20 protein-coding genes and 1 pseudogene are annotated in these 23,386 nt (G+C 54.8%); 10 read left to right on the forward strand and 11 right to left on the reverse strand.

Going from position 1 to position 23,386, the window contains the following annotated elements; translation table 11 throughout:
• Window positions 1-115 precede the first annotated feature (115 nt).
• Entirely contained in the window at window positions 116-1,990 is a 1,875-nt protein-coding gene (locus N8E88_RS21580) for a TPR end-of-group domain-containing protein (RefSeq protein ID WP_262295431.1), read from the forward strand.
• 152 nt (window positions 1,991-2,142) lie between these two features.
• Here the strand turns inward: N8E88_RS21580 and N8E88_RS21585 are convergent, their stop codons facing one another.
• The 8 genes and pseudogenes from N8E88_RS21585 to N8E88_RS21620 form a co-directional block, all read right to left on the reverse strand.
• Window positions 2,143-2,376, reverse strand: coding sequence for a c-type cytochrome (locus tag N8E88_RS21585; RefSeq protein WP_210280555.1), 234 nt, complete (start codon window positions 2,374-2,376; stop codon window positions 2,143-2,145).
• Between the two features lie 121 nt (window positions 2,377-2,497).
• Window positions 2,498-3,751, reverse strand: a complete 1,254-nt coding sequence (locus N8E88_RS21590; RefSeq protein ID WP_262295432.1) for a PQQ-dependent sugar dehydrogenase — start codon at window positions 3,749-3,751, stop codon at window positions 2,498-2,500.
• A gap of 167 nt (window positions 3,752-3,918) precedes the next feature.
• Window positions 3,919-5,663: pseudogene (locus tag N8E88_RS21595) on the reverse strand (TRAP transporter large permease subunit).
• Window positions 5,660-6,370, reverse strand: coding sequence for a TRAP transporter small permease subunit (locus N8E88_RS21600; RefSeq protein WP_262295566.1), 711 nt, complete (start codon window positions 6,368-6,370; stop codon window positions 5,660-5,662). The pseudogene N8E88_RS21595 and the gene N8E88_RS21600 overlap by 4 nt, the downstream one beginning before the upstream one ends.
• 47 nt (window positions 6,371-6,417) lie before the next feature.
• Window positions 6,418-7,563 carry a TRAP transporter substrate-binding protein gene (locus N8E88_RS21605; RefSeq protein WP_262295433.1) on the reverse strand — a complete coding sequence of 382 codons (1,146 nt, stop codon included), beginning with the start codon at window positions 7,561-7,563 and terminating at the stop codon, window positions 6,418-6,420.
• A 348-nt stretch (window positions 7,564-7,911) separates the two neighbouring features.
• Window positions 7,912-8,919: an aldo/keto reductase gene (locus N8E88_RS21610; protein WP_262295434.1), complete on the reverse strand. Its 1,008-nt coding sequence runs from the start codon at window positions 8,917-8,919 to the stop codon at window positions 7,912-7,914.
• Between the two features lie 65 nt (window positions 8,920-8,984).
• A complete protein-coding gene (locus tag N8E88_RS21615) occupies window positions 8,985-9,197 on the reverse strand; it encodes a hypothetical protein (RefSeq protein WP_262295435.1) in 213 nt (70 codons plus the stop codon).
• Window positions 9,198-9,265: 68 nt separating this feature from the next.
• On the reverse strand, window positions 9,266-10,612 hold the full coding sequence (locus N8E88_RS21620) for a Rieske 2Fe-2S domain-containing protein (RefSeq protein WP_262295436.1): 1,347 nt from the start codon (window positions 10,610-10,612) through the stop codon (window positions 9,266-9,268).
• Window positions 10,613-10,809: 197 nt separating this feature from the next.
• On the opposite strand from N8E88_RS21620, the gene N8E88_RS21625 reads away from it, so the two are divergent.
• The 5 genes from N8E88_RS21625 (at window position 10,810) to N8E88_RS21640 (ending at window position 14,314) form a co-directional block, all read left to right on the forward strand.
• Window positions 10,810-11,532: an IclR family transcriptional regulator gene (locus N8E88_RS21625; RefSeq protein ID WP_262295437.1), complete on the forward strand. Its 723-nt coding sequence runs from the start codon at window positions 10,810-10,812 to the stop codon at window positions 11,530-11,532.
• 64 nt (window positions 11,533-11,596) lie between these two features.
• Window positions 11,597-12,427 carry a ferredoxin reductase gene (locus N8E88_RS21630; RefSeq protein ID WP_262295438.1) on the forward strand — a complete coding sequence of 277 codons (831 nt, stop codon included), beginning with the start codon at window positions 11,597-11,599 and terminating at the stop codon, window positions 12,425-12,427.
• Window positions 12,355-12,543 (forward strand): 2Fe-2S iron-sulfur cluster-binding protein, encoded by a 189-nt coding sequence (locus N8E88_RS31895; protein ID WP_410010694.1) that lies wholly within the window; start codon window positions 12,355-12,357, stop codon window positions 12,541-12,543. Before N8E88_RS21630 ends, N8E88_RS31895 begins: the two co-directional genes overlap by 73 nt.
• An 89-nt stretch (window positions 12,544-12,632) precedes the next feature.
• Entirely contained in the window at window positions 12,633-13,331 is a 699-nt protein-coding gene (locus tag N8E88_RS21635) for a class II aldolase/adducin family protein (protein WP_262295439.1), read from the forward strand.
• A gap of 71 nt (window positions 13,332-13,402) precedes the next feature.
• The gene (locus N8E88_RS21640; protein WP_262295440.1) at window positions 13,403-14,314 is read left to right on the forward strand and encodes a LysR family transcriptional regulator; all 912 of its coding nucleotides are present in this window, start codon (window positions 13,403-13,405) and stop codon (window positions 14,312-14,314) included.
• Window positions 14,315-14,332: 18 nt separating this feature from the next.
• On the opposite strand, the gene N8E88_RS21645 is transcribed toward N8E88_RS21640, so the two are convergent.
• Window positions 14,333-15,385, reverse strand: coding sequence for an ABC transporter substrate-binding protein (locus N8E88_RS21645; RefSeq protein ID WP_262295441.1), 1,053 nt, complete (start codon window positions 15,383-15,385; stop codon window positions 14,333-14,335).
• 291 nt (window positions 15,386-15,676) lie between these two features.
• Here N8E88_RS21645 and N8E88_RS21650 point away from each other — a divergent pair, with 291 nt between their 5' ends.
• From N8E88_RS21650 to N8E88_RS21660, 3 genes are read left to right on the forward strand one after another with little or no spacing between them, the layout of a single operon-like run.
• Window positions 15,677-16,669 carry an ABC transporter substrate-binding protein gene (locus N8E88_RS21650; RefSeq protein WP_262295442.1) on the forward strand — a complete coding sequence of 331 codons (993 nt, stop codon included), beginning with the start codon at window positions 15,677-15,679 and terminating at the stop codon, window positions 16,667-16,669.
• A gap of 55 nt (window positions 16,670-16,724) precedes the next feature.
• Window positions 16,725-18,476, forward strand: coding sequence for an ABC transporter permease (locus N8E88_RS21655; RefSeq protein WP_262295443.1), 1,752 nt, complete (start codon window positions 16,725-16,727; stop codon window positions 18,474-18,476).
• Window positions 18,477-18,494: 18 nt separating this feature from the next.
• On the forward strand, window positions 18,495-19,592 hold the full coding sequence (locus N8E88_RS21660) for an ABC transporter ATP-binding protein (protein ID WP_262295444.1): 1,098 nt from the start codon (window positions 18,495-18,497) through the stop codon (window positions 19,590-19,592).
• A 41-nt stretch (window positions 19,593-19,633) separates the two neighbouring features.
• Here the strand turns inward: N8E88_RS21660 and N8E88_RS21665 are convergent, their stop codons facing one another.
• The gene (locus tag N8E88_RS21665) at window positions 19,634-20,383 is read right to left on the reverse strand and encodes an IclR family transcriptional regulator (RefSeq protein ID WP_262295445.1); all 750 of its coding nucleotides are present in this window, start codon (window positions 20,381-20,383) and stop codon (window positions 19,634-19,636) included.
• A 96-nt stretch (window positions 20,384-20,479) separates the two neighbouring features.
• Window positions 20,480-22,093, reverse strand: a complete 1,614-nt coding sequence (locus N8E88_RS21670; RefSeq protein ID WP_262295446.1) for an FAD-dependent monooxygenase — start codon at window positions 22,091-22,093, stop codon at window positions 20,480-20,482.
• A 261-nt stretch (window positions 22,094-22,354) separates the two neighbouring features.
• On the opposite strand from N8E88_RS21670, the gene N8E88_RS21675 reads away from it, so the two are divergent.
• Window positions 22,355-23,344: an ABC transporter substrate-binding protein gene (locus N8E88_RS21675; RefSeq protein WP_262295447.1), complete on the forward strand. Its 990-nt coding sequence runs from the start codon at window positions 22,355-22,357 to the stop codon at window positions 23,342-23,344.
• Window positions 23,345-23,386 lie beyond the last annotated feature (42 nt).

The raw sequence follows: 23,386 nt of genomic DNA on the forward strand, positions 1-23,386 counted from the left end.
GACGCCAAAATCGATATCGTTACTCCTTGTCGTCAATCGAAAGATGGACGCGACTTCAAGCGATGAAGCGGTTACAGTCCGATCTTCTTGCATTTAGTTATAATCTGGAGGTCATTTGGAACGCCGGCTGAGCGCTATATTTGCTGCTGACATCGTGGGTTACAGTCATCTCATGGGCATTGATGAAGCGGGGACGCTGAACAGGTTCAAGTGCCATCGCAGTGAACTGATCGACCCTTTGATCAATGACCATAAAGGTCGGACCTTTAAGCTGACCGGGGACGGAATGCTGGTTGAGTTCGCCAGTGTGATCAATGCCGTTGCTTGCGCCGCCGATATCCAGCGAGGAATGGCAGAACGCAACAAAAACGTCGCCAAGGACCACCGCATCGATCTGCGAATAGGAATTAATCTCGGTGATATAATCGTCGAGGACGGCGACATTTTTGGAGATGGTGTCAACGTTGCAGCCCGTCTGGAAAGCATTGCCGACGCTGGATGCATTGCGGTAGCAGCATCAGTACGCGATCAAGTGGGCTCCCGGTTGAATTTGAAGTTCGTAGACAGAGGCGAGCACTCACTTAAGAACATCAAGCAAAACATTCGTGTCTATACGATTGGTTTTGACGGTGCATCCAGCACCGAAATTAACACGCAAACGATAGTTGGCCCGCTTGATCAGGCGCAAAAACTCATAGCCGTTTTGCCATTTACCAACATGAGCCGCGATCCCGAACAAGAGTATTTTTCCGACGGTATCACCGAGGATATCATTACGGATTTGTCCAAGATTTCCAGCCTTCACGTCGTGGCACGCAATACGGTGTTCACTTACAAGGGCAGGTCTGTAAAGATCAAACAGGTGGCGCAGGACCTTGGCGTCCGTTATGTCTTGGAAGGCAGTGTGCGCAAGGTCGGAGAGCGTGTCCGGATAACCGGGCAGCTAATCGACGCGCTGCACGGCGGCCACATGTGGGCGGAACGATATGACAGGGACCTGACCGACATTTTTGCCATACAGGATGAAATAACGCACGCAATCGTCAGCCAGTTGAAAATCAAGCTTTTGCCAGAAGAGAAGAAAGCAATCGAGACCGAGCCAACAGGTAATGTCGAAGCTTATACCTATTATTTGCGGGGACGTCAGTTTTCGCATGCCTGGACCAAATCTTACCTTCATTTGGCGCGGCGCATGTTCTGCAAGGCAGTGGAACTGGATCGCGATTATGCCCGGGCTTATGCAGGCATTGCTGACTGCGAGGCAGCATTGCGCGACTGGCAACCGGATGACTTCCCGCTGGAACGAATTTCAGCCATGGCCGCTAAAGCGCTCGAGCTGGATCCAGATCTAGCCGAAGCGCATGCATCCCGGGGATTGGCTCTCCATCAGGCTGGTCATGATGAAGATGCCGCAGCCTCCTTCGAGCGTGCACTCGCGATCGATCAGGGACTTCATGAAGCCAATTTCCACTATGCTCGCTTCTTTTACATGCGCGGCAACTTCGAGTCTGCGGTGCACTATTTTAAACGAGCTGCCGAATTGAAGCCCGATGATTATCTCTCGCCCATCCATTTGATGAGTGCGTATAGCTCTCTCGGTAAAGGAGCGGAAACCGAGAGCTGGGCGCGCGTTGGAGCATGGCGGGCGGAGCAGGCTCTGGCCAAAAATCCGGAAAACTCGGGGCCAGCCCATCGCGGTGCATTGGCCTGGGCGCATCTCGGTGACGATCAACGCGCCCGAGAGTGGGCTGACCGGGCATTGGCAATCGATCCAGACGATGTCGTCGCGCAATATAACGTCGCCTGCGTGTACTCAATCATAGGTGAAATCGAAAAAGCTATCCAATTGCTGCAAAGCGTCCTACCCAAAAGTTCGCACTATCAGACTATGTGGTTCAAAAATGATTCCGATTTAAACCCTATTCGCGGCGATGCTCGATTCTTGAAAATGTTTGATCTTATAGAAGAGGAGAAACGGCTCACCGTGTGAATACTCAATGGGTGGATCACGGAGTCTCAAAGACTCAGCTGTTGACCGAATTCAGGATGACGGCACGATCTCGAAACTATTCCCGCCGTGCACAAGCCGTCACTCCGCATGTCCAGCCCTTGAAATGGACGGTGTCGTTGCGCCTTACCAACTCATGGCGGAACTTGAACGCTGATCTTGATCGATGAATAATAAGCCGCGACATTCGCGATGTCCTCATCGCTCAAACCTTTGACCACCACCGTCATCTGCTCATTCTTTCGCTCGCCGTCCTTGAAGGCGATCAACGCCTTCACGAGATAAGCCTCCTTTTGGCCAGCTATGTTCGGCGCGTCTGGCAGCTTGGCGAGGCCGTCCTTTCCATGGCAAACCTGACACTTCGACATGATCTTTTTGCCTGAAGCGGCATCACCTGCGGCCTCCGCAACAGTGGAACACGCAACGAGAGCGGCCAGACTTACTATCAAACCACGAATATCGACCTCCTATGGCGATATGGGGCGAACGTCACTTGGTACCATAGGAAATCCGCCAGACTGCACCGGCCAGATCGTCGGATACCAGCAGAGAACCGTCGTTGAGCACCTGAACATCGACCGGACGGCCAAGATATTCGCCATCCTCGCTCAACCAGCCCTCCGCGAACACCTCCGTCTTGTCCGCTGAGCCGTCTGCCTTGAGCGAGGTGAACAGCACCCGGGCACCCACGGGGTCTACGCGGTTCCAGGAACCATGCTGGGTCGAAAAGATGCCGCCGCGGTATTTTTCGGGGAACTGTTTGCCCGTGTAGAACGACAGGCCAAGGTCGGCCGCGTGAGCGTCTTGTTCGACAGCCGGGAAAATCACGCCGTCGGGCACTGTGGCGTCCTTGTACTCATTGGTACGGACCTTGCCGCCGCCATACCATGGGAAGCCAAAATTCTGATCCGGCCCGGTAACATGATTCATTTCACCCGGCGGGATGGTGTCGCCCATGCCGTCGACCTGATTGTCATTCACCCAAATTGTCTTGTCCTTTGGATTGAAGTCAAGGCCAAGTGGGTTGCGCATGCCACGGGCGTAAATCTTGCGATCGGAACCGTCCGGCTTCATGCTTATGATGCCGCCAATACCCAGTTTTTGAAACTCCGGGAGTACTTCGGGCGCTGGCACATTGAAGGGCTGGCCGATAGTGATATAGATCCGGCCATCAGGCCCGACACGGCAAGTGCGCGCTGTGTGATTGTAGCTTTCATTAGACGCGGGGATCAGTTCGCCTTCCTTGACGATGGCGAAAGCCGCGACATCCGGGCCTTCATAGAAAAACTCGGCTGCGGGGAACCACAGCACCCGGTTCTGCTCGGCGAGATAAAGATGGCCATCCCTGGAGAAACAAACGCCGTTCGGCACGGCCATTTTGATCGAAGGCGCGAACACCTTCACGTCGTCGGCGACGCGGTTCTTGTCGCGGTCGGTCATCGAATAGACCAATTCCTTGCGGGTACCGACGAAGGTCACCACACCTTGCGGCCCTACGGCCATATGACGGGCATCAGGAACAATGGCATAGAGATTGACCTTGAAGCCGTCCGGAACTTTGATCTTCGCCGCGATTGCTTTGAGGGCTTCGGCGTTCTCCCCAGTTTGCGGAATCGGCTCCATCATCGGTGTGCCGGTGGTCTTGAAGCCGCCGAGTTTCTCGAGATTGGCGTCTTGTGCAAAGGCGGACGTTAAACAAAAGACGGCTGCGCATGATAAAACGAAAGCAAGTTTCTTGATCACGGTATCCTCCCAAGGGACCAGATACTACGCTGCGGCAGTTCGTTTTTATTTGAATCTTCGGCGCCGGGCGTAGAATTCGCAAGTTTTACTCAACGCTAAAAAGTATTGCACAGATTGATTTTCCTGACAATAAACCGGGGTTTTCGGCCGTCCAAAGAACGGCGGTCTCAGCCACCGTAAAGGTAGTTTGGCAACCAGAGTGTTATGCCGGGCCAGATATACATGATGATCATGCAAACGATGACGATCAGCATGTAAGGCATCATACCTGCGAATATCTGGTTGAGTGTGACGTGCGGTGGAGCGACGCCTTTAAGATAGAACGCGGACATCGCGACCGGAGGCGACAAGAACGCCGCTTGCAAATTCACGAAGACGAGAACACCCCAGAGAACCGGGTCTATGTTGAAGTGCTTCAACATGGGTAGAAAGATCGGCACGAAGATGATGATGATCTCGGTCCACTCAAGCGGCCAGCCGAGAATAAAGATGATCGCTTGCGACAGGATCATGAACTGCACTGGCGTCAGGTTGAGCGACAGCACCCATTGCTCAAGCAGCGCCTGACCGCCGAGAATGGCGAAAACGGCGGAGAACAGCGCCGAGCCGACAAAGAGCCAACAGACCATGGCCGTGGTTTTCGCGGTGAGGAATACCGCTTCCTTGGTGCGCTTCCAGTTGAGCGTTCTGGCGTGGAACGCCAGCAGAAAGGCGCCGGCGGCCCCGACCGCCGCTGACTCGGTCGCCGTCGTTATTCCGAACAGGATGACCGCCAGCACGACAATGGTGAGAACGCCGAGCGGCATAACGGATGACGTCAGGAGCTTCACAACCTCCAGTCGCTCGGCATCCATCTTCCGGTAGTACCGCACAAGCACGATCGCAGCGAGAACGGCAATGACGCCGAAAGAAACGTAGAAACTGGTGGACGGCCCGACAGGTCCCGTCGGTGCCGCGTCCACCACCGGTGAGCCGAGCTGTTCCAATCCAGCTGGCGCTTCGGTGTCGGCCGAGGCTTGCTGATGGATGACGACATACCACCACACCAGTAAGAAGGTGAGAGCTGTCAGGGCGAAGGGTATCAATGCGGCACAAAAATTCTTGAGCAGCTTCAAATAGGTAAGAGGTCCATCCTCAGCCACGAGCGACATAGCCCTTGACGGAGCGAACAAAGCTGAAAAAAGCCCGGCAAACATGTTGCGTGAGTAGGCTGCCTGAAAGCTTTTCATCCATGCTGGAACCGGAACCCTTGTTTGTTCCTCCGGCAGGGGGGAGCAATCTTCGGATTGATTGTCGCCCAGGCGAGAATGTAGACGAGATAGAGGAAGGCGAGGAAAAAGCCGGGAAACATTGCGGCGGCGTAGAGCTTCACGACGGACTGCCCCGCGACCGCCGCATAGACAATGATCATGACAGACGGCGGGATCAGGATACCTAGCGTACCGCCCGCGGTAATCACGCCGGAAGCGAGCTTCACATCATATCCGGCGCGCAGCATCGGGTTGAAGGCAATCACTCCCATCAGAACGACTACTGCGCCAACGAGGCCGCTGGCGATGCCCCAGAACGTGCAGACGATGAGCGTTGCAATGGCGAGCGATGCAGGCACGCGGCGGAAGGAAAGCTGGATGCTGTAGAACATCTTGTCGACCAAGGCTCCGCGTTCCATCACGTACCCCATGAGCACGAACAGCGGTATGGAGATGAGAACGTCGTTGGTCATCGCCCCATAGGTGCGCTGAACCATCAGATCGAAAACACGATTATCTATCCAGTGTTCCGCTGGGTTGTAGAATGCATAGAAGCCGAAAAACATGCCGAGGCCCATCAGCGTGAAAGCCGTCGGGAAACCCATGACGATAACCACGACTATGAGCATCAGCATCGTTAGTCCAAGTACTGGATCGCTCACGTTTGCAGGTCTCCCCCCGAGCCGCGTTTGCGCGCGGTTTCATCGATTTGCTGCGCGCGCTCGATCGCCAGTTTGCGCGTTTCCTCATCCACATGCTCGCTGTGCGCGAGCTGCTCCTCGACCACGTCGATCTCCGCGACATCCTTGAGCCGGCTAGGCCATTCTCCGGTCTTGAGACAGGCGATACAGCGAGTGATTTCGGCTATTCCCTGAAGCATCAAAAGGGCACCAGCCAGGGGAATGACGGATTTGAAGTAGTAGATCGGCGGACCTTCGGCCGTCACTGTTGAATGCTCGCCGATCCGCCACGAGAGCGCTGCGTAGTCGTAGCCCGCGTAAACAAGGGCGGCGATGCCCGGCAGAAAGAAGACGATATACAATACCAGATCAAGCGCCGCCTGCGTCCGTGGCCGCATCGAGCTGTAAAGAAAGTCGCCGCGCACATGGGCGTTCTGCGCCAATGTGTATGCTCCCGCGAGCATGAACAAACTGCCATAGAACATGCTGCTGGCGTCGAATATCCATGCCGTCGGCATGTTCATTATGTAGCGCTTGAAGACCTCGACACAGACGAGCGTCATCAGCCCGATGATAAGCCACGCTGCGGCCTTTCCGACCCATACGCTGATTGCATCGACCGTATTCAGAAAATGCTGAACGTTCACGCATGCCCCCGATGTGAGAGAGTATGTAGGCAAAGAAAGCATCATCGGATCAAAATGCCCGATGATGCTTTACCAGTTTGGAGTGTACGTCAGATCTTCTTAGCCGCTGCGTTCTCTCCAAAATAGTGATCGAATGCCATCCGGCGACTGACGACCGTGTCCTGTTCCCATCGCGTTGCCCGCTCGGCAAAAGCGATCTGCGATACCAGGATCTCCTTGAAAAGCGGGTTTTCGCCGGCCTTTTTCTTCACGACCTCGTCATAGACTTCCAGTTGCTTCTTGAGGATCACGTCCGGTGTCTTGTAGAATTTGACCTTATCTGCCGTCTGCATCTCACGATAATCTTTCGAATAGCGATCGATCGCCTTCCAGTGCATGTCCTGCGAGGCAGCTTCGGTCGCGTTGCCGATTATGGCCTTCATTTGTTCTGGCAGTGCGTCATATTTCGTCTTGTTGAACAGGATTTCAAACTGCTCCGCATTCTGGTGATAGCTTTGCAGCATGCAGATCTTGGATACGTCAGGAAAACCAAGTACCCGGTCAGACGAGGCGTTGTTGAATTCGGCCGCATCAAGCAATCCGCGATCCAATGCCGACACGATCTCGCCGCCCGGGAGCGCGTTGACCGCCGCGCCAAGACCCGTGAAGACATCAATGGAGATGCCAACGGTACGGAACTTCAAGCCATTGATATCTTCGACCTTCGCAACCGGATTTTTGAACCAGCCGAGCGGCTGTGTCGGCATCGGCCCATACGGGAAGGAAACGACATTGGCGCCTATGGAGTCATAGAGTTTTGCGAGAAGCTCCTTGCCACCGCCGTATTTGTGCCACGCGAGCAGCATGTTGGCATCCATGGCGAAGCCTGGCCCGGATCCCCACAGTGCCAGCGCTGTTTGCTTGCCGTAATGGTAGACAAGTACGCCGTGCCCGCCGTCAAGTGTACCTTGTGAGACCGCATCGAGCAGCCCAAACGCAGGCACGACGGCGCCTGCCGGCAGCACCTCGATCTTGAGATCTCCGCCTGTCATGTCATTGATCTTCTTGGCGAAATCGACTGCAAACTCGTGAAAGATATCCTTGGAGGGCCATGTGCTTTGCCAGCGCATGTTGACCGGCCCTTGCGCCTTGACGACGCTCGGCGCAGCAACCATCGCCGCGCCCGCCACCGCTGCACCACTCAGGAACTTGCGGCGCGACGTTTTATCCCATGTTCGGTTTCTTGATTTGGTCATTTGCTCCTCCCGAAAGCACGAGGCTTATGTACCTCTGCCACACACTACTACTCAATGACCGTACAAGCAAAGTCCACTCAATGATGTACAAAGCAATATTTTAAAAGGTTGGCGATGGATACTAGGGATTGGTGTCGCTGAACTGTCCGGCGTCATCCCGCGTCGTTGTCAAAGCCGTCAGTGTCCGCAAGATGATGATTCCGGAAGGTACGGTAAGCTATCCACGAGATGCGATCTTTGCATGTGCTCGGTGTAGCCCCAGCGACGAAATCGCGCTCTAGGAATGGTAAAAGAAACGAAGGGAACGCGGTGATGAAGCAGACGCAGCGCGCCGCAGAAAGAGCAGAGTCAGCGATGCCGGATGGTTTCGATGTCTGTAAGAAGATTTTGCGGCAAGGGTCCCGCGATAGAAGCTGTAACCGCCGCTGCCAGCTGTTCTGCTACGGTAATTCCACCTAAGAGGGTCGTCACGGACGCATTGCTCAGGATGAACCTGTAAGCGAGTTCAACCAGTTCGATATTTTCGCGTCTAGCCAGCGCCTGAAATTTCCGTGCCTTATGCAAAACGCCGTTTGCCTCCAGCGTTTCGATATTCTTCGTGCGTGCAAGCGGATGCGTTTGTTGCCCGCGCAATATTGCATCGGTCAGAACGCCGCCGGCAAGCGGGCTAAAGACCGCAACCCCGCAGCCAGCAGCCTTGGCGACATTGATGACATTGCCGAAATCGGGTTTGACGCCGATGCTGCTCGAATAGGAGTAACCGGCGCTCGGGTTCAACAAAGTGTATGGTACGTTGATCATGTGGAAGAGGCCGGTATCAAGGAGTTGACGCACCTCATCAATATCGTCGCCGCGACACACGAACCCTGCATGACGTGCCTTGCCCAGCCGGAGAAGGGCATGGACTCCTTCCAGTACGCCGCCTTGCCGATGATAGTCTTCGGCCCAAAGCGTGGCGTAATACTTGCCTTCCATGTGAGGTTGTGCTGCGACCGGCCCGTTATGAATCTGCACGATATCAATTGCGTCGCGTTTGAGCCGGCGCAGACTTTCTTCGACTGACCGTTCGATATGTCCGGCTATATCACCGAGATTCTCGGCGCGGATTTCGACCTTGGTGTTGATAACAGGATCGGCACCGAGCTCTTTCAGCACGCGGCCGAGATTGACTTCTGCCGCGCCGGCGCCATAGTCAGGCGCATTGTCGAAGTAGGTGATGCCGCATTCCAGGGCTCGCGCGATAACGCGTAACTGCTCGGTATATTCGCCGCTCACCATGAGACCTGCATTGCCGCCACAACCAAAACCGATTTCAGATATGTTGAGTTCGGTCGACCCGATGCGGCGCTGTTTCATGTGTTACTCCAAGTTGGTGGGAACCCATCAGCCGTCTCGGATTCCTGGTATTGTGGAAGATTGATTCAGGTCTCGATGACCCGGGCCGACTGGAGAGTGCCACCGGCCGTAATCTCACACAGGACATGGCGGCTCTTCGAAACATCGATGCGCGCGATGATGCTTTGTCCCTCGAGTGGCACTGATGGCGTCAAGGTGACCGACCTGACAGTCATGGTCGGTACCTGATCGATTAGATCCTTGATGACGGCATCGATGGCGTCGCGTGAAATTGGCATTTCAATCCTGCTCCAGCTCGAAAAGCCGCGCCGACAAACGTTAAAGTCTGGCGGCCCGGCGGGATAGCTTAGGCGTGCTCCGTCACAGCTTGCCCGGTACGCTTGATCTCGTATTCCTCGATCTTGCGATGCAGATCTTTGACCGTTTCAATCAACGGACCGTAGCGGTCGGCATCATCGTTGGCAAAGCCCTTGTGGTAGTATTTGCGGAAGCCGTGTTTGATCAGCGTCTCGGGCTTGGAATAGTCAGGTGGCGAGCCGGTAGGGTGAATCATATCCGGACTCTTCCAGAAGAGGTTCATCGGCTCCAGACCTTGTTCAACGCGCTTGATCTGCTCATCGAGCTGACGGCGCAAAACCACAATCGGAATATCGGTTCGGCCAAGCAGTTCCGTGGTGCGATCCGCTATCGGACCTTGTGCAACCCAGACGATTGCATCCTGGGCGAGGACATAGTCAAGGATCGGTTCACCCATCTCGTCATGTGTCGGCGGAATATAATAAGGCACGACATCCTGTTTAGGGGCTTCGACTCCGGGCGGAGCCGAGTAGGCCTGGTAGCAGATGTGATATGTGTGCGTGTCATCGATAGGCACGCGAATCTGATATTCGCTGCGCGTCGCCCCGGTCTTGCCTGTCTGCGTGTAGAACGGGAAAATGACGGTGGAATGCTCCTGATCCTTGTCGGAATCAGCGCCAAGCGCCTTGGAATAGCGAATACCTTTGCGGAAGCCGTGCTCGGTTTGATTGGCATAGATCTCCTTGATCCCGACGCCCACACGTTTGCGTTGATGTAGCGTATGCAAATTGTCGGAACTGCGGTCCTCAAGTTGTCCTTTCTTTTCCAGCACATATTCGAACATGTGACCATGCGCCCAAGCGCTATGGGTCGGGTCGCCGGTATTTTCCTGGCACTGCAGCCAGTTGCAGTCGATAATGTTTATGCCGATCTGGCGAATGGCGTTCGGCCATACCAGCAAATCCCATCGGGGCAGGTCCGGGGCCGGAAGCGGGCCCATATAGGCGAAGACCAGGCCGCCAAGTTCGCGCACCGGATAGCCCTTGAGCTTCTGTTTGATCTCGGCTTGCGGAGCGCCCTCCATTGGCCGTTCAACGCAGTTACCAGTCTCATTGTAGAGCCAGCCATGGTAGGGACAGCGCAATCCACACTCGTCTGGAATACCGAACTTCATATCGACATTGCGATGCAGGCAGCGATCGCCGATCAAGCCCAGATTGCCGCTCTTGTCTTTGTAGAGCGTAAGGTCTTCGCCAAGAATGCGTACTTTCTTGACCGGATTTTCCAGGAGTTCAGCAAAAGGCGCGATCGGCAGCCAGTAGCGCCGCATCAGTTCCCCACCCGGCGTTCCAGGTCCAACGCTTGTCAGGCGTTCATTCTGTTCCTTCGTGAGCATTTTCTTCTCCCAAGTTAGCGGCAGCCCGGGAACACCATTAGGGCTATGAAATTCGCATGCCGGACGACGGCCCACGTTCCACCCTCTCGTCTCTAGTTTGTAATCATTATCAACGTTCTGTCAAGCGGATCATGTTCTGCTAGACAGAATACTGTTTGAATGTTAGGGTGACTGTCATGGATGGGTCGAGCGATGAAATGGACGTTGGTAGAGAGCGCGTTGAGGCAGTCGAACGGGCTATCGCGCTGCTGCAATGTTTTGAAGAGCCAGCAGAGGCCCTGACGTTGTCGGTGCTTTCTCAGCGTTCGGGTCTATACAAGAGCACGATCCTGCGGCTGGCAGGTTCGCTTTTGCATACAGGCTTCATGGATAAGGGCGCGGATGGACGTTACTTGCTTGGGCCCGAATTGCGCCGGCTCGGCGAACTAAGCCGCTCGAAATTCGCGCTTGAAGCGCTAATCAGGCCGGTGCTGCGTCATCTGACCACGATTACTCAGGAAACCGCTTCGTTTTACGTGCGTGACGGCGATGAACGTGTCTGTCTCTACAGGGAGAATTCTCCACGCAGCACGCGGCATCACCTGGAAGAGGGAACCAGGCATCCACTCGATCAAGGCGCCGCTGGTGTGCTTTTGACCTGGTACGGCACGATGGCGAATTCCGAACCAGCGGTTGAACTGCGGGAAACCGGTTCAATCGTATCGAAAGGCGGACGCGATGAGGATCTCGCCGCGGTCGCAGTGCCGATCGTCAACCGGCATGGCGAATTGATAGGGTCCTTGTCCGTGTCTGGGCTGATCAGCCGCTTCTCCGACGAGCGGATCAACTCGGCACGCAAGTTACTGAAAGAATCCGCAGAGGCGCTCAAACCGCGCCTGCCGGATCTTGATGAAATCAATCTGCGACGATCTGACGGCTGACGCCGCAATTGGCCGCCAACGACGGAAGGTGGGAGGACCACCGTCGGGATAAGGGAGAAGAAACTTGGAAGCCGTTCCCACCAAAACGATCACAATGCGTCTGACCGGGATTCAGTACCTGGCGCATGAGACAAATCTCTATGAATTCGAGCCCATCGCCGGCGAGGCAATCCCTCCCGCCGGACCCGGAGCGCATATCGACATCCATTTGCCGAATGGCATGATCCGTCCCTATTCGCTCGTCCATTCGGGTAAAGACAATCGCTATACAATCGGAGTCAAGCGGGATGCCGCCGGCCGTGGTGGCTCAGCTTGCCTTCATGATAAGATCAAGGTGGGATCGGTGCTAACTGTCGGCGTGCCACGCAATAATTTTCCGTTGGTGGAAACCGCTGATCATACCGTTCTCATCGCCGGGGGCATCGGTATCACCCCCATCTGGTACATGGCAGAGCGACTGAAGGAACTCGGTCGCAGTTTTGAATTGCACTATGCTTGCCGGGACCGTCGCGACGTTGCTTTTCTAAAGAGCATAGAAAAACTGTCCGGGGCCCGGATCCACATCGATGCCGAAGCAGGGAGCTTTCTTGATCTTGGCGCTATCATCGATCACGCACCTGCCGATTCGCATCTCTATTGTTGCGGCCCGGCGCCTATGCTGGATGTTTTTGAGGCGAATACCAGAGACCTTGATCCCGGCCATGTTCATCTGGAGCGGTTTGCTCCTGTCGAAGAAGTCTCACGCGGGGGGGCTTTGTCGTCATGCTCGAGAAATCCGGTCGGGAATTTTCGATTCCTGAGGGTAAATCGATCCTTGAGGTCCTGCGCGATGCCGGGCTGGATGTGGATTTTTCGTGCGAGCAAGGCATCTGCGGTGCTTGCCAAGTGCAGGTAGTCGAGGGCGAGCCCGATCATCGCGACATGTTTCTCTCGGATGAGGAAAAAGCTGAAGGCGGCATGATGATTTGTTGCTCCGGCTCCAAGACGTCGCGGCTGACCCTGGCCCTTTAACAGGTTCTCGATCAGTTGCACAACATGCCTGCTGCTGGCAACCGGCTAACGGCCCGGAATTCGTACACAACTTGAACGGAGCATATTAAATGGTGGACCACCTGAAGCAACGATTGATCGAGGCAGGCCTCATCCTTGACGCGCACAACCTCGGCGATTTTACACGTGGCCATGTTTCGATGCGCGATCCAGCGGATCCTTCGATATTCTTCATGAAGCCTCATAGCTTGGGGTTTGAGGAAATAACGATGGAGAACATCGTTATCTGCAATCTGGAGGGTGAGAGAATCGGCGGCGGCGGGAAGCGGCATAGCGAAGTATTTATCCATTCGGAGATATTCAAAATCCGGCCCGATCTCAATTCGGTCGTTCACGCACATCCTAAATATGCCGTTGCCTTATCCTCGACGCGCAGACCGTGGCGGGCGTGCTCGCAGCCAAGTGCGAGCTTTGACGGCGTCGGCTATTATGAAGACACGATAAATTTGATACGGAGCCAGGAGACCGGCCGGGGTGTCGCCGAGGCCTTGGGGAACTACAAGGCGGTGCTGATGCGGGGCCATGGCGTCGCAGTGGCCGGAAATTCTATTGAAGAAGCCGTGGTTCGTACGATAATGCTTGAGAACGCCTGTGAAGATCAGGTCATTTTGCAGTCTCTGGGAGGAGATCTCGTAGAATTCGACAAAGACGATGTCGAGAGATTGTGCCGCACTCTGGACCGGCAAGAGCAGTATATAGTGAATTTCGACTATCTCGCGCGAAGGGCAAAGCGCGGCTTGGCGGCTTAGAACTAGAATGAGGTGACGCTATCAATCTGAAACAGCTTAGTAATTTCATCAAGTCGGTTGAAACCGGCAATATGACGAAAGCTGCTGAACGCCTGAATGTCTCGCAAACCTCGCTTGGTCTGCAGATTCGAAATCTCGAAGCCATGCTCGGCGTTGAACTTCTCGTACGCCATTCACGTGGGATAACCACGACCGAAGCGGGTCGCCTGCTGTTCGATCGCGGCGTCGCAATCATGCGCTTGGTGGAAGAAGCCAAAAGGGACGTGTCCGCGTTTCGCACGTCCGCCCTCGAAAGTATTTCTATTGGCGTCACACCTAGCATCATGCGGCTTGTCGGAGCTGATTTCCTCGTCTCCGCCATGTCTGAACTCCCGGGCGTATCGGTAAGACTTGTCGAGGAACTGAGCTTCGTACTTGTCGATCTCCTGCTTCGGGACGAGATCGATCTGGCTTTGGCCTACGACGTCACCGAAAGCATCACCTCGATGCGGACGGCTTTGATGAAGGAAGATCTGTTTTTCATCACTGCGCCCGGCAGCGCTTTCCCACGAGGAGGAGTGCAGTTCAGAGACGCTGTGGCTTCGAATTTGGCGCTTCCGAGCGACCGTGACAATATTTGGCGAGCCGTTCACAGGGCAGCGAAGGTATCAACGCTACCCGTCAATGTGCGCTTCACCATTCAGTCGCTTGAGACGATAAAAACGCTGGTTGAACGGGGCGTCGCGACGAGTATCGTTCCATATGGCGTGGCTGCCGAGGAAATCGCAAGGGGTGTGATCGAGGCACACACCATCGAAGGACCGGAGTTGGTCCGGACGCTGTATCTGGCTGAATCCCCAAATCGTATGCCGATTCAGCAGGAAAGTGCGCTACGCGATTTCATCGACATGCTGGTTGATACACTTGCCGATCGCATCGGGCCGCACGCCACAGTTATTGGCCGTTGCGGCACGGCTAGCCAATCTTCGGCCGCTCCCGAATAGTCGAAAGCGGCCAACTCATCAATCTGACTCTCCGCGGATGACGATCTTCTGGTAAAGCGGTTCCCACTTCTTTGAGTTGTCGAGTTTCTCTACCGGATTGGCAATCTTGAGCGCAATACCTTTCAGAGGTGATTCAACTTTCGTCGAGGTAGGGACGTAGTTCAATTGCTTCAGGATCGGCTGAGCTTCCGTCAGCATATATTCTTCGAAGAGTGCTGCAGCGTTGGGGTGAGGGGCAGTCTTGACGACTCCAATTCCGTTTGCACGTGCGATCGCGGGTTCAAGCGCAAACCAGTCGATGGGAGCACCCTCTTTCTTTGCCTGTTCAGGCATATAATTATAGAGGGTAAGTCCTATCGGCACTTCGCCCGCTGCGACAAGTGTGTTCAACAGCGAGTGACCCTTGCGAATTGACAAGCCATTTCCGGCGACAAGATCGCGAAAATATTTCAGACCCTTTTCTTCGCCCATGTTCTGAACGACCGTCGTGAACCAGTCGATGTCTTCCACTTCAAAGCCGAGCTTGCCCTTCCACTTCGGGTCGAGAAGATCTTCATAGGTTTTTGGAAGTTCTTCCTTCTTGACGAGGTTGGTGTTGTAGCCCTGCACGAACACCGACAAAAGCGTGCTCACCCACTCCTTGTGCTCAGGTACGGTCCCCGGCAGCAGATCGGCAAAATAGGGAGATTCCACTGGCTGGAACACACCCTCACGGTGTAATGCTTCCATTTCGGGCGCGCTGATGTGGACTGAATCAACTGTATTGCGGCCGGCCTTCTGTTCCTGGATGACCCGTTGCAACACCGTGTCGCCGCTCGCACGCCAGGGAACGACCTTGATTCCATATTTCTCCTCGAAGGGGCTAATCAGTGGCTGCAGGTCGTTCTGCGCAATCGAGGTATAAAGCGTCAGCGTGCCTTCTGCTTTTGCGGCTTCGACGAGTTTGTCCTCGCGGCCGGCGTCCTTGGAAACGAGCAGCGCATTATCGGCTGCAAGGACTGGCTCAACAAATGCCGAAAGCGCGAAGGCTGCAGCACCCGCGAGCATTAATAGGCGGCGTTGTAAATTCATAATTTTCCTCCTCCAAATTTCCCCGCAAGCTGACCAACCGGCTCCTCCACTGGATAGTCGGCAGCTTGAATTTTATGACTGAATTTTTCAGGGCGGTCTCGCTCAAGGCGAATATTTACCTGCCAGTCTTCCTAACTGTACACGCGACCGACGGCAGCTTGAACATCAAAAAGCTGCGAGCTCTCCCATGAAAATACTCTTGGATAGAGAGAGTGTGTTGATCTACGCCAGCTAAAAAGCGGACCGGTTGGGATGCCGGCATGAACAACAGGAAACACGGTAGGAACTGGCATGAGCAATCTGCGTTTGACGATGGGCTGTTGGGATTACGATCGTACACGCAGCGTGATGGACGGGTCGATCCGTCCCGATGGAATCGATCTGACTTGCCTTAGCCTTCCCGTCGAAGAGACCTTCTTTCGCATGCTCCGTTACAAGGAGTTCGATGTCGCCGAGATGTCACTTTCTTCCTACGTGGTTTCGCTGTTCAAGGAAGAGCGGCCGTTTATTGCCATCCCATTCTTTCCGTCGCGATTTTTCCGGCACTCATCGATCTACGTCAACGCCAATTCTGGTATTCGCGAACCGAAGGATCTCATCGGCAAACGTGTAGGCTGCCCGGAATATCAGATGACGGCGCCAGCCTGGATCCGCGGCATACTCTCTGACGAATTCGGCGTGCCGGTGGATAGCGTCACCTATCGGACGGGCGGCGAAGAATCGCCCAATCGCAGTGAAAAGCTGAAACTCTCGCTGCCGGATAATATCAAGGTCGAACCGATCGGCCCGGAGCAGACTCTTGCAGCCATGCTTCGAGACGGTGAGATCGATGCACTTTATACGGCTCGGAAGCCCTCAACCTTTGAGGGGAAAAACGGAACCGTGAAGCGTCTCTTCGACAATTATGTCAGTGTCGAACGCGAGTACTTTTCCCGTACCGGAATTTTCCCGATCATGCACACCTTTGTGATCCGACGTGAGGTATATGAGAAGAACCGCTGGGTTGCCCAATCCATCTTCAAAGCGCTCAATGCATCTCAACAAAAGACCTATCGCGATCTTCAGGAAACGGCGGCGCTAAAGACAATGTTACCTTGGGCCGTTGCTCACTACGAAGAGACCGAGAGCGAGATGGGTGCAGATTTCTGGCCCAATGGCTTCGAAAAGAACAAGAAGACCTTGGACGTCTTCCTCAGATATTCATACGAACAGGGCCTTTCGCGGCGTCAATTAAAGGCAGAGGAATTGTTCGCACCTGAAACGCTTGAGGCTTTCGTGATTTGATCTAGATCGTAAAAAGACGAGTCGTGCCAAGCGACCGCATAAAAGGGAGGAACCAATGGCAGTAACGACACCGGACGGTAGCACCGTTCATACCTCGCTTGGCCAAGGCTGGGGCCGTTCATTCGATATGAAATGGGTGATCATCGGATTATGTATTGTTGTCATTGCGTGGCTCGCGCTCATTCCACTTGGTTTCTTGATCTGGCAGAGCTTCGCATCGACGTCGACTGCGCAGGTTCCTGCCGTTTTTACGCTTGAGAATTATGCCACGGCATTCGGCTCCACCGATTCACTCGGACTTATGTTCAACTCTTTGAAGTTCGCATTCGGGACGGCTGCATTCGCGCTCGTACTGGGGACATTTTTTGCTTGGGTCAATGAGCGGACCAACACGCCCTTCAAATCCTTGTTCTTCGCAATGTCCATCGTTCCATTGATCATCCCCGGCATTCTGTTCACCGTTTCCTGGATTATGCTCGCAAGCCCGCAGATCGGCATTTTCAATCAGATATTCAGGGATTGGTTTGGCCTGACGACACTGCCGTTCAACATCTATTCGCTGACGGGCATGATATGGGTTGATGGCCTGCATTATGCGCCGATCGCCTTTCTTCTGGTCACGGCGGCTTTCCGATCGATGGATCCGTCGCTTGAAGAATCTGCCTTGATGAGCGGTGCTTCCGTCGTACAAGTGGCTTTCAAGATTACGCTCAAACTCGCATGGCCGGCAATTCTTGCGGCGTTTCTCATTCTATTCGTCAGGGGCATCGAGTCGTTCGAAGTGCCCGCACTGCTTGGTTTGCCTGTCGGGTTGCGCGTTTATACTTCCGCGATCTATGATGCAGTTCATAGCTATCCAAGCGACATCGGTCTTGCTTCTGCCTATGCAATGGCGCTGCTGCTGATCACGTCGCTGGGCATCTATTATCAATCGCGACTGCCCAGCCAGGGTTCCAGGTTTTCGACCGTCACCGGCAAGGGGTTTCGGCCACGCGTGTCGGATATTGGCCGCTGGCGTTACGCTACAGCCGGCATTTTCATTCTTTACTGCATCTTTGTCGTTGCTCTGCCATTTCTGGTGCTTCTGTGGGCCTCGCTGCAAAAATATTACGCGGCGCCATCATGGGCGGCGTTGCATAATCTTTCCTTTGCCGCCTATGGCAAGGTACTGGCATATCCGGGCTTCTACGGTGTCGTCTGGAACAGCGCGAAGCTCGCTCTCGGCGGTGCTACGGTCGTGATGCTTTTGACCTCGGTCATTTGCTGGATCACCATCAAGACAAAGATCCCCGGCCGCTGGGTGCTCGACATGCTGGCGTCATTGCCGCTGGTGTTTCCCGGCATCGTCCTCGGCCTTTCGCTGATGATCTTTTATCTCAACTTCGACATCGGCATCTATGGCACGCTCTGGATCATGCTGATGGCCTACGTGATCAAGTTCCTGCCTTACGGAATGCGCTATAACAGCACTTCGATGATCCAGATTCATAAGGAACTGGAGGAGTCTGCGGCCATGAGCGGCGCTTCCTGGTTCACGATCTTCCGGCGGATCGTTCTTCCGCTGTTGAAGCCCGGCCTAATGGCGGGCTGGATCTATATTATTGTCGTGTCGGTACGCGAGTTATCCAGCTCGATCCTGCTCTACAGCCCAGGCAATGAAGTCATCTCGATCATGATCTGGGAGTTCTGGCAGAACGGCCAGTACATCGAGCTTTCAGCCTTCGGCGTCATGATGATTACTGCGCTCTTTTGCTTCCTGATGGTCGTGCAGACGCTGTCGAAGCGCTTCGGCGTCAAGGACGCTTGATATAATTGGGAGGAAACCATGTTATCAGTCGAAAATCTCAGTACGACCTATCAGGCGCCGGGCGCCAAGCCGGTTCTCGCTGCCAGCAATATAAATTTCTCTGTTCCAACTGGGCGGCTCTTTACTCTGCTTGGACCGAGCGGTTGCGGCAAGACCACGACCTTGCGGTCAATCGCGGGGCTGGAGCGTCCTTCAAAGGGCGTCATCAAAGCCCACGATACGGTGGTCTATTCTTCGGCCGGCAATATCTTCGTAGCGCCAAACCATCGGCAGTTCGGAATGGTCTTCCAATCCTATGCCATCTGGCCGCATATGACGGTTTTCCAAAACGCAGCCTTTCCGTTGCAGGTGCAGAAAAAGCGCCTGTCCGGCAAGGATATCCGCGACAAGGTCATGAAAGTCTTGGCCGCTGTATCCCTCGACCATGTTGAGCAGCGGGAGGCGACCCGATTGTCAGGTGGCCAGCAGCAGCGACTTGCACTGGCACGCGCGCTGGTCATGGAACCAAGATTGCTGCTGCTCGATGAGCCACTGTCAAATCTGGACGCCAAGCTACGCGACAAGATGCGGTTCGAGTTGAAAAAGATGCAGCGCGAGCTTGGCCTAACCACGATCTACGTAACCCATGATCAGAGCGAAGCACTGGCGCTTTCCCACGAAATCGCTGTCATGAACGAAGGCAAGATCGTCCAGGTCGGATCGCCGCGCGATATCTACGAGCGCCCGGCAAATACCTTTGTCGCCGATTTCATTGGCACCACGAATTTTGTCGAGGGTACTGTACGCGGCGGTGCGGACGACCGGCTGGTCGTAGACACTCGAATTGGCCAGCTCAACGTCAATGCGCAACCCGGTATTTCGATCGGCGCCAATGTATCGTTGTCGATACGGCCGGAGGATGTGCATCTGTCCGACACTGCCCCTGCACCATCGTCGAACTCGCTGTTTGTCGGTACTGTGAGAGCCAAGGTATTTCTTGGCGAATGCCAGGATTTCAAGATCGATGTGAATGAAACACAACTTCTGGCGCGCGCCCACCCTTCAGTTCGTACGCTGGTCGGGGAACAGATCCATATCGCGATCGATCCCGAGAAGTGCACGCTTCTGGCAGCTTGAAGATGGTGCAAAGGCAGTCGTCGCGACAGGGCGACTGCCTTCTAATTTTGCGCCACAGCGTTTGAAATTATACGGGCGCACAGCACGACTTGTTCGGCTATCCGCTGTACCTTGTCCGGGGTCATCTGGGACTCACGCACCGTGAGACTGAGACTGCCGAGAACGTCATGCTCGCCATCGAAGACGGGGGCCGCAATGCCCGCTACTCCGGGTGTTACTTCCCCCGTCGTGACAACCCAACCCTGCTGGCGATGCACTTTCAAATTTGCTTTGACTTCAGCAAGCGACTTTCCGAAACCCGCCGCATCAAATTCCTCAGGAATTCGATTGTATAGCCTGCCCAGCTGATATGCCGGAATATAGGCCAGGATCGCGACCGAGGCAGCGCCAAGGAGCAGCGGGCGGACGCGTCCACGATCGTAATTACTCTGCAAAGTTTCAGTGCCGCGTTCCTGATGGATACACAGGACATGTTCGCGGTACTTCCGGCATAGCAGGGCAATGCCTGAAAACCGGCCGGCAAGCTCTTCCATGACCGGACGTGCTGCACGGATCAGCGGATCGCCCGACCTGATCTTGTAGTCGAGTTCAATGATGCGCGAGCCGAGTACATAGCCAAGGCCGGGCAGGGACGACAGGAGTCCGGCGTCGGTCAGCGCTTTCAGATAACGATAGAGCGTGGAGCGCGTATAGCCGACGCGAGCGTGTATTTCATCGAAAGTCAGCGCCACATAATTCTCGTCGCTGTCGAAGAGATCGAGAATTCCCAGCATACGCTCGTGACTCTGCAAAGATGTCTCCTTGATGCAGCGGAATCAGCCTTGTGGCTCACCAACAGCCGAGATTTAGACTGCGGCTAAAGGGAACACAACACCATCAAATTGATGTCAATGTCCCGTCGCCAAGGCCGCCAAGCCTGCAATATCTTCCGGTAGGCAATTGCCACGCCATACGATGTGCATGTCTGGCCTTACCAGAATGAGATCGTATCCATAGATATCACGGGCTTTGCCGGCCGTTATATCGAGGATTTCAAACGGTGCGCCGAGCGATTTGAACTCGTGCTGCAGGGCGCTTGTTTCTAACGAGGATCCGCCGAGCCGCAGCAATGTATAGCCTCCGCCGATGCGATCCTGAACTGCGTCACCTTCAGCAATCCAGATATGCGGCAAACGTGCTCCGGGCCACGTGGTGGGGTTGTACTCGCGGAAGAGATGCTCAGGCCCACCGGGCTCATCGCATATGATGGGCGAACCGACATAGCGGTATCCGAGCTCAGCCCCGATCATTTCATTGGTCTTGCGCTGTTCGACATCGGCGACGCGGGTCAGGTTATCCCGTGTGTGCTGGCCTTCCGGTGTATCGTCAGCAATGTCCGGGCGATATTGCGAGCGCCATTTACGGCGTCCTTGCGATGCGTAGCGCGACGCGCCGACGTTTCGGTCACCGATTTGTCGGCGTTCGATTTCGTAAGAACGCAGCAGGTTGGGACCGCCCCAGCCTTGAAGGGTCGCTGCGAGTTTCCAACCAAGATCGACAGCATCGCCGACACCGGTATTCATGCCAAGGCCGCCTGTAGGAATGACGAGATGAGCCGAGTCGCCAGCGAGGAATATTCTTCCCGCACCATAGCGATCCGCAAGCAGGAGGTTTTGTTTCCACTGACCGACATAAAGCATTTCGTAGTTGACCGGCGCGCCAACCGCCTTTTCGAACTGCTGCGCCATGTCTTCGTCGCGTTCGACAACGGCATGCAACGTCCAATGCTTGGTGGAATCCTGCATGATGAGGAAGGTCGCTTGACCATCGGCGACGTGATAGTGCCGGCCTTTACCTGGACCGCCGGCGATTGGAATGCGATCATACAGGTCTTCGCTGTAATAGAGCGCCTGCCGCAAGTGCAGGAGATTGCCTTCTCCGCGCAGCTTGATTCCGAGCTGCTTGCGCACCGGGCTGGCTCCACCGTCACAGCCGACGAGGTATTTCGCGCGGATCTGTTCGATGTTGCCGCTCAAATCGACAGTTTTTGCCGTCACACCCTCGTCGTCCTGCTCGCAGGATACGAATTCGCATCCATAGCGCACAGTCACTGACGGGAGAGTTTCGGCTACGGATTTCAGCAGAGGTTCGAGCGTATATTGTGAGATGAGCTGATAGGCTTCGAGCGGTAGGCTGGCATCCGGACTTTTCTCTATCTGCTCAAGTGACTCCGCGACAGATGGATAAGGCAGCTGCAACAGCGGGGGTTTGTTCATCGCGAGAACGACATACACATCCATGGGTACATCAGCGTCCAGACCTGCTGCTCGTATCTTTCGCGAGAGGCCCATCCTGCGGAAAATTTCCATGGTCCGCGCGTTGCATCGTTCCATTTTCGGCAGAAACTGAGGTGCTTCCTTTTGCTCGATAAGCGTGCATTTGACGCCGCGCTGGCCGAGATCGATGGCCAAGGTAAGACCGACCGGGCCGGCACCAACGATAAGGACATCTGTATCTGTCATGTCAGGTAACTCATGTTATCGCCGGAACGTGCGTACGCGCCCGACGTGAATTGAACGGTAAGCCGCGGACGACATCGTGGCTGCTCCACCATTCTTTTTATCGTCAGGCGGATTTTCTCGTCAATCGTTAATTTACAAAAATCTCGTAATGTGGGACAAAATGTTAAATTGTGAGGCGCGCAACCCGCCCGTCGCTGAACCGATTCATAGATGACACCTGCTTGGAGCGGGTGGTACAAACGTAGTTGCGGAGGATAAAGAGTGACAAAAAAGGTTGAGTTGACCCTGGCATGTGGTGACTATGAGATCGTCAGGGCTTTGCGGGAAGGTCAGGTCAAGCCGGACGGCATAGAACTGACGATACTAACCGAGATGGATTCGACGACGCGCCACTGGCGCTTTCTTCGCAATGGCGAATTCGATGTCGCAGAGGTTTCGCTTTCATCTTACGTCACGGCCCGCGGCCGCGATCTGCCGTTCAATGCAATCCCGGTCTTCCTCCACCGCCGTTTCAGGCACGGCTTTATCTTCGTCAACAGCAAGAGCGGCATTCGCGAACCGAAGGACTTGATTGGCCGACGTGTGGGGGTCAAGAATTATCTGGTCACAGCAACGTTGTGGCTGCGCGGCATTCTTGAAAGCGAATATGGTGTGCCGCACCAATCGATCGAATGGTTTGCTGAACTCGACGAGGATGTGGATTTCACACCGCCCGCAGGCTTGAAGTTGAGCCGCCTGCCAGATGACAAATCAGTCGAAACCATGCTTCTCGACGGTGAGATCGATGCGTTGCTTCATCCGGATCTGATAGACGCCATCGTCGAGAAGGATCCGCGGGTAGGGCGCCTCTTTCCTGACTACAAGCAGGATGAGGTCGAGTATTACAAAAGGACCGGTATTTTCCCGATCATGCATGTCATGGGAATACGACCGGAAATTGTCGAGCGCCACCCTTGGGTGCCTATCAACCTGTTTCAGGCCTTTAACGAGGCCAAGCGCCTTGCCATGCAGAGAATGGAAAATCCGCGTGTTGTACCGCTGGCATGGTATCGCGAGGCTTGGGAAGAACAGATTGACATACTTGGTGATGACCCTTGGGCCTATGGCCTAGGCGAGCGCAACCGGCACAATCTCGAAACCGCTATTGGCTATGCTCATCAGCAAGGTTTGATCGAGCGTGAGATCCCCTTGGAGGAACTGTTCCTGGATGTTGGGCAAGGCCGAAAGCGTGGGGAGAAGAATCGGGTCTAACGGCTCCACGGCCTAGGGTCCAGAATATTCTCATAGTATGCG

The sequence above is a fragment of the Phyllobacterium zundukense genome, assembly GCF_025452195.1.
Taxonomy (GTDB): Bacteria; Pseudomonadota; Alphaproteobacteria; order Rhizobiales; family Rhizobiaceae; genus Phyllobacterium; species Phyllobacterium zundukense_A.

Excerpts from the sequence above, each read along its gene's own strand:
- N8E88_RS21655 (WP_262295443.1), top strand. The coding sequence starts at position 16,725 with ATGGCAGTAACGACACCGGACGGTAGCACCGTTCATACCTCGCTTGGC.
- N8E88_RS21615 (WP_262295435.1), bottom strand. The coding sequence starts at position 9,197 with ATGCCAATTTCACGCGACGCCATCGATGCCGTCATCAAGGATCTAATC.
- N8E88_RS21635 (WP_262295439.1), top strand. The coding sequence starts at position 12,633 with ATGGTGGACCACCTGAAGCAACGATTGATCGAGGCAGGCCTCATCCTT.
- N8E88_RS21645 (WP_262295441.1), bottom strand. The coding sequence starts at position 15,385 with ATGAATTTACAACGCCGCCTATTAATGCTCGCGGGTGCTGCAGCCTTC.
- N8E88_RS21670 (WP_262295446.1), bottom strand. The coding sequence starts at position 22,093 with ATGACAGATACAGATGTCCTTATCGTTGGTGCCGGCCCGGTCGGTCTT.
- N8E88_RS21605 (WP_262295433.1), bottom strand. The coding sequence starts at position 7,563 with ATGACCAAATCAAGAAACCGAACATGGGATAAAACGTCGCGCCGCAAG.
- N8E88_RS21600 (WP_262295566.1), bottom strand. The coding sequence starts at position 6,370 with ATGCTTTCTTTGCCTACATACTCTCTCACATCGGGGGCATGCGTGAAC.
- N8E88_RS21625 (WP_262295437.1), top strand. The coding sequence starts at position 10,810 with ATGGACGTTGGTAGAGAGCGCGTTGAGGCAGTCGAACGGGCTATCGCG.
- N8E88_RS21620 (WP_262295436.1), bottom strand. The coding sequence starts at position 10,612 with ATGCTCACGAAGGAACAGAATGAACGCCTGACAAGCGTTGGACCTGGA.
- N8E88_RS21640 (WP_262295440.1), top strand. The coding sequence starts at position 13,403 with ATGACGAAAGCTGCTGAACGCCTGAATGTCTCGCAAACCTCGCTTGGT.
- N8E88_RS21660 (WP_262295444.1), top strand. The coding sequence starts at position 18,495 with ATGTTATCAGTCGAAAATCTCAGTACGACCTATCAGGCGCCGGGCGCC.
- N8E88_RS21650 (WP_262295442.1), top strand. The coding sequence starts at position 15,677 with ATGAGCAATCTGCGTTTGACGATGGGCTGTTGGGATTACGATCGTACA.
- N8E88_RS21585 (WP_210280555.1), bottom strand. The coding sequence starts at position 2,376 with ATGTCGAAGTGTCAGGTTTGCCATGGAAAGGACGGCCTCGCCAAGCTG.
- N8E88_RS21610 (WP_262295434.1), bottom strand. The coding sequence starts at position 8,919 with ATGAAACAGCGCCGCATCGGGTCGACCGAACTCAACATATCTGAAATC.